The organism is Arthrobacter sp. UYNi723 (assembly GCF_054057635.1).
On sequence record NZ_JBSRZM010000059.1, the window covers coordinates 1 to 5757 of the forward strand.

Below are 5757 nucleotides of genomic sequence, written 5' to 3' on the forward strand. Positions count from 1 at the left end.
GCCCGCCTCGCCGCCGGCGGACGCATCGACCGCACCATCTCCTGGCGTTTCACCGTGGACGGCGAGGAATTCACCGGCCACCCCGGCGACACCCTCGCCTCGGCCCTGCTCGCCAACGGCCGGATCGCCGCCGGCAATTCGCTCTACGAGGACCGGCCCCGCGGCATCATGTCCGCCGGTGTGGAGGAAGCCAACGCGCTGGTCAAGATCGCGCCGCGGTTCCCGGGCCACGTGGCCGAGTCCATGCTCCCCGCCACTACCGTCACCCTGGTGGACGGCCTGAAGGCGGAACTGCTCAACGGCCTGGGCCGGCTGGACCCTGAGGAGGACCGTGCCGAGTATGACAAGAAGTACGTCCACACCGACGTCCTGGTGATCGGCGGCGGGCCCGCCGGCCTGGCCGCCGCCCGCGAAGCGGTCCGCACCGGTGCCCGCGTGATCCTCATGGACGACCAGCCCGAACTCGGCGGCTCGCTCCTCTCCGGCTCCACTGCCCCCGGGCTGGCTGAGACCATCGAAGGCAAGCCCGCCCTGGAATGGGTAGCCGACGTGGAAGCCGAACTCATTTCCGGAGCCGAAAGCACGGTCCTGAACCGCACCACGGCCTTCGGCGCCTACGACGCCAACTACGTCATCGCGGTCCAGAACCGCACCGACCACCTGTCCAGCCCGGCCGCCCCCGGCGTCTCCCGCCAGCGGATCTGGCACGTGCGTGCCAATCAGGTGATCCTGGCTCCGGGCGCCCACGAACGGCCCCTGGTGTTCGAGAACAACGACCGGCCCGGCATCATGCTCGCCTCGGCCGTCCGCAGCTACCTCAACCGCTACGCCGTCGCCGCCGGGCAGCGCGTGGCCATCAGCACCACCAACGACAGCGCCTACGCCCTCGCCGCGGACCTGCGCGCCGCCGGCGTCAAGGTGGCGGCCGTCGTCGACGCCCGTCCCGCGCTGACTGCGGTGGCGGCTGCCGCCGTCGAAGCCGGCACCCGGGTGCTGATCGGCAGCGCCGTGGCGGACACCACCGCCGGTACCAAAACTGACGGCCGGCTGGAGGGGGTCACCGTCCGCAGCATTAACGACGACGGCGAACTCACCTCCGGCGTCGAAGAAATCCCCTGCGACCTGCTGGCAGTTTCCGGCGGCTGGAGCCCGCTGGTCCACCTCCACTCCCAGCGCCAGGGCAAGCTGCGCTGGGACGAAGACCTGGCGGCATTTGTGCCGAGCACCGTGGTGCCGAACCAGCAGTCCATTGGCTCCGGCCGCGGCAGCTTCGAACTCGAGGACTGCGTGGCCGAGGGCATCTCCGCCGGGGCCGCAGCTGCCATTGCGGCGGGCTTCGAGTCCGACACAAAGCCGGCCGTCCTCGGCGAGCCGAAAGCGTCCGGACCCACCCGCCAGCTCTGGCTGGTTCCGGGACAGGCCGGCACCCCGGATGACTGGCACCACCACTTCGTGGACTTCCAGCGGGACCAGTCCGTCGCCGACGTCCTGCGCTCCACCGGCGCCGGCATGCGCTCCGTGGAACACATCAAGCGCTACACCTCGATCAGCACCGCCAACGACCAGGGCAAGACCTCAGGGGTAAACGCGATCGGCGTCATCGCAGCGGCGCTGCGGACCGCCGGCGAAGCCTCCCGTGGCATCGGCGACATCGGCACCACCACGTACCGGGCGCCGTTCACCCCGGTGGCGTTCTCAGCCCTCGCCGGACGCCAGCGCGGCGAACTGTTCGACCCCGCCCGCGTCACGTCGGTCCACCCGTGGCACGTCGCACAGGGGGCGCTTTTCGAGGACGTCGGGCAGTGGAAGCGGCCCTGGTACTACCCGCAGGCCGGGGAGGACATGGACGCTGCCGTGCTGCGCGAGTGCGCCGCCGTCCGCGAATCCGTGGGCTTTATGGACGCCACCACGCTCGGCAAGATCGAAATCCGGGGCAAGGACGCCGGTGAGTTCCTCAACCGGATCTACACCAACGCGTTCAAGAAGCTGGCCCCGGGTTCCGCCCGCTACGGCGTGATGTGCATGGCGGACGGCATGATCTTCGACGACGGCGTGACCCTGCGCCTCGACGCGGACCGGTACTTCATGACCACCACCACCGGCGGCGCCGCGAAGGTACTGGACTGGCTGGAGGAATGGCTGCAGACCGAATGGCCCGAACTCGACGTGCACTGCACCTCGGTGACCGAACAGTGGTCCACCATTGCCGTCGTCGGGCCCAAGTCCCGGGCGGTGCTCACCAAACTGGCGCCGGACCTGGCAGCGGACGGCGGGCTGGAAGCAGAAGCCTTCCCGTTCATGACGTTCCGGGAAACCACGCTGGCTTCCGGCGTGCAGGCGAGGATCTGCCGGATTTCTTTCTCCGGCGAACTGGCCTACGAGATCAACGTGCCGTCCTGGTACGGGCTGAACACCTGGGAAGCCGTGGCCGCGGCAGGGGCGGAATTCAACATCACCCCCTACGGCACCGAAACCATGCACGTCCTCCGCGCCGAGAAAGGCTACCCGATCGTCGGCCAGGACACCGACGGCACCGTCACCCCGCAGGACGCGGGGATGGAATGGGTGGTCTCCAAGGCCAAGGACTTCATCGGCAAACGCTCCTACGCCCGGGCCGATACCCAGCGCGCGGACCGCAAGCACCTGGTCAGCGTCCTGCCCGTGGACGGGACGCTGCGGCTGCCCGAAGGCACCCAGCTCGTGGAAAAGGGGATCACCACAAACCCCGCCTACGGCCCCGTGCCCATGCAGGGCTTCGTGACCTCGAGCTACCACAGCGCCGCCCTGGGCAGGTCCTTCGCGCTGGCCCTGATCAAGAATGGCCGCAACCGCATCGGCGAGACCCTGGTGGCCGCCGCCGGCGACCAGCTGGTTGACGTTGTTGTCGCCGAAACCGTACTTTTTGACCCCGAAGGGACCCGCAAAGATGGCTAACACAGCAGCACTCAACGGCATCAATGGACTCCGGGACATCCGCCGCAGCCCGGCCTCACACCTGGCCGCGGCCCTGGATGCGGGCTCCATCGAGGGAAAGGTTGTCCTGAACGAGGGCCCGTTCCAGACCATGGCGGGTGTCCGTGTGGATCCCCGCTCCGAAGAAGGCGCACGGATCGCCGCCGTTACCGGCGGCCTGCCGGCACGCTGCGGCGAGGTGGGCGGCGCCGACGGCGTCAGCGTCCTCTGGCTGGGACCCTCCGAGTTCCTGGTGGTCGCTCCGGAACAGGCCCACGACTCCCTGGGCGGTGACCTCATCGGCTCCCTCACGGAAGCGCTGGGCGACGCCCCGGGCCAGGTGGTGGACCTCTCCGCCAACCGCACCACGTTCGAGCTCTCCGGTCCGCGGGCCCGGGCCGTCCTGGAAAAGGGCTGCGCCCTGGACCTGCACCCCCGCAGCTTCACCCCGGGAACGGCCCTGAACACCGAGGTAGGCAACATCCCGGTGGTCCTGCAGAAGACCGGGGAGGAAAGCTACCGGCTCTTCCCCCGCGCTTCCTTCGCGGACTTCCTGGGCCGTTGGCTCCTCGACGCAATGCGCGAGTACGACTCGCCAGAGGTCCCCTAAATGGCCCTCAGCGTCCTGGACCTGTTTTCCGTTGGCATCGGGCCGTCGTCCTCACACACGGTCGGCCCGATGCGGGCGGCAAAACTGTTCGCTGACGGGCTCAAGGGCGACGGCCACCTGAGCGCCACCCGACGCGTCCAGGCTGAGCTGTTCGGTTCGCTGGGTGCCACCGGGCGGGGCCACGGTTCGGACAAGGCCGTGGTCCTGGGCCTGCAGGGCCTGGACCCGGAAACGGTGGATACCGCCACCGCCGACGACCAGGTGGCTGCAGCCGCCCTGGACGCCGAGCTCATGATCGGCGGAGGCCACCGGGTGGACTTCAACTGGGACGAGGACGTGGTGCTGCACCGGCGCAAGTCCCTCCCCGCCCACCCCAACGGCATGACCTTCCGCGCGCTGGACCACGCTGGAACCGTCCTGAGCGAACGGAGCTTCTACTCCATCGGCGGCGGCTTTGTAGTGGATGGTGACGCCGACGCCGGCGACCGCGTGGTGGCCGACGACACCCCCCTGCCTTACCCGTTCACCAGCGCCGACCAACTCCTGGCGATCTGCAAGCGCGAGGGCATGTCCATCTCCGAGGTTATGCTCGCCAACGAACTCACCTGGCGCAGCGAAGCGGAGCTCCGCGAGAAGCTGCTGGCACTCTGGGCGGTCATGCGCGAGTGCGTGGACAACGGCTGCGCCGCGGAAGGAATCCTTCCCGGCGGGCTCAACGTGAGGCGCCGGGCGCCGTCGTTATTCCGCACGCTGACCGCGGACACGGGCGTCACCGACCCCCTCCGCGCAATGGAATGGGTGAACCTGTTCGCCCTCGCAGTCAACGAGGAAAACGCCGCCGGCGGGCGGATTGTCACCGCTCCCACCAATGGCGCGGCCGGCATCGTGCCTGCCGTCCTGCACTACTACATCAAGTTTGTTCCCGGAGCCGACGACGACGGTGTGGTCCGCTTCCTCCTCGCGGCAGCCGCCGTCGGGATTCTTTTCAAGATCAACGCCTCCATCTCCGGCGCCGAAGTGGGCTGCCAGGGCGAAGTGGGCTCTGCCTGTTCCATGGCTGCAGCGGGCCTGTGCGAGGTCCTCGGCGGCACGCCCGAACAAGTGGAAAACGCCGCCGAAGTGGGGATCGAACACAACCTCGGGCTGACCTGCGATCCCGTGGGCGGCCTGGTGCAGATCCCCTGCATCGAACGGAACGCCATCGCCAGCGTCAAAGCGATCAACGCCGCGCGACTGTCCCTCCACGGCGACGGCAGCCACAAAGTATCCCTCGACAAAGCCATCAAAACCATGCGTGAGACAGGAGCGGACATGAAAACCAAATACAAGGAAACCTCCCGCGGAGGCCTCGCCGTCAACGTCATCGAGTGCTGAGCCATGACCGACATCCAGACTGAACCACGCCCGTTGCCGGTCACCACCGTGGAACACGTCCTGACCCTGGACTGCCCCGAGACGCCGGGCATCGTCCACGCCGTCTCAGGTTTCCTGCTCGAGCATGGCTGCGACATCGTGGACAGCAAGCAGTTCGGCGAACGGTCGGAGGCGCACTTCTTTATGCGCGTGCACTTCGCGTCCGACGGCGACGCCTCCACCGCTGACACCCTCCGCGCCGCTTTTGGCCCCGTGGCGGAACGGTTCGGGATGCGCTGGCGGCTGGAGCGCCACGGCGCCAAGCGCCGCGTGCTGATCATGGTGTCCAAGTTCGGCCACTGCCTCAACGACCTGCTGTTCCGCACCAGAACCGGCGAACTTCCCGTGGAGATCGCCGCTGTGGTCTCCAACCACACCGACCACCAGACGCTCGTGGAGTGGCACGGGATCCCGTTCTTCCACGTGCCCGTCACCGCCGCCACCAAACCGGCGGCCGAAGCACGGCTGCTCGAGCTGGTGGACGAATTCGACGTGGAGCTCGTGGTGCTGGCCCGCTACATGCAGGTCCTCAGCGACGAACTCACCCGCAAGCTCGACGGGCGCGCCATCAACATCCACCACTCATTCCTGCCCAGCTTCAAGGGCGCCAAGCCCTACCACCAGGCCTACGCCCGCGGGGTCAAGACTGTGGGGGCCACTGCTCATTATGTGAATGCCGAGCTGGATGAGGGTCCGATCATTTCCCAGCAGACGGTGGAAGTGGACCACACCTACGGCCCCGAGGACCTGGTGGCCGCCGGACGCGACACCGAATGCAAGGC

At 68.2% G+C, this 5757-nt stretch carries 4 protein-coding genes; all 4 read left to right on the forward strand.

Translation table 11 applies throughout. The annotated features are described in order from the left end of the window. Nucleotides 1-2934 (forward strand): sarcosine oxidase subunit alpha family protein (locus tag ACVWY0_RS21935; RefSeq protein ID WP_485838573.1); only part of this gene is annotated, 2934 nt, incomplete at its 5' end. Beyond that, nucleotides 2927-3562, forward strand: a complete 636-nt coding sequence (locus ACVWY0_RS21940; protein WP_485838574.1) for a sarcosine oxidase subunit gamma — start codon at nt 2927-2929, stop codon at nt 3560-3562. The genes ACVWY0_RS21935 and ACVWY0_RS21940, both read left to right, overlap by 8 nt. Continuing rightward, nucleotides 3563-4936, forward strand: a complete 1374-nt coding sequence (locus ACVWY0_RS21945) for an L-serine ammonia-lyase (protein ID WP_485838575.1) — start codon at nt 3563-3565, stop codon at nt 4934-4936. Between the two features lie 3 nt (nt 4937-4939). Continuing rightward, on the forward strand, nt 4940-5757 hold an 818-nt coding region (gene purU / locus ACVWY0_RS21950), incomplete at its 3' end, for a formyltetrahydrofolate deformylase (protein ID WP_485838576.1).

Bases quoted from the DNA above. Each gene is read 5' to 3' on its own strand.
- ACVWY0_RS21940 (WP_485838574.1), top strand. From the start codon at position 2,927: ATGGCTAACACAGCAGCACTCAACGGCATCAATGGACTCCGGGACATC.
- ACVWY0_RS21945 (WP_485838575.1), top strand. From the start codon at position 3,563: ATGGCCCTCAGCGTCCTGGACCTGTTTTCCGTTGGCATCGGGCCGTCG.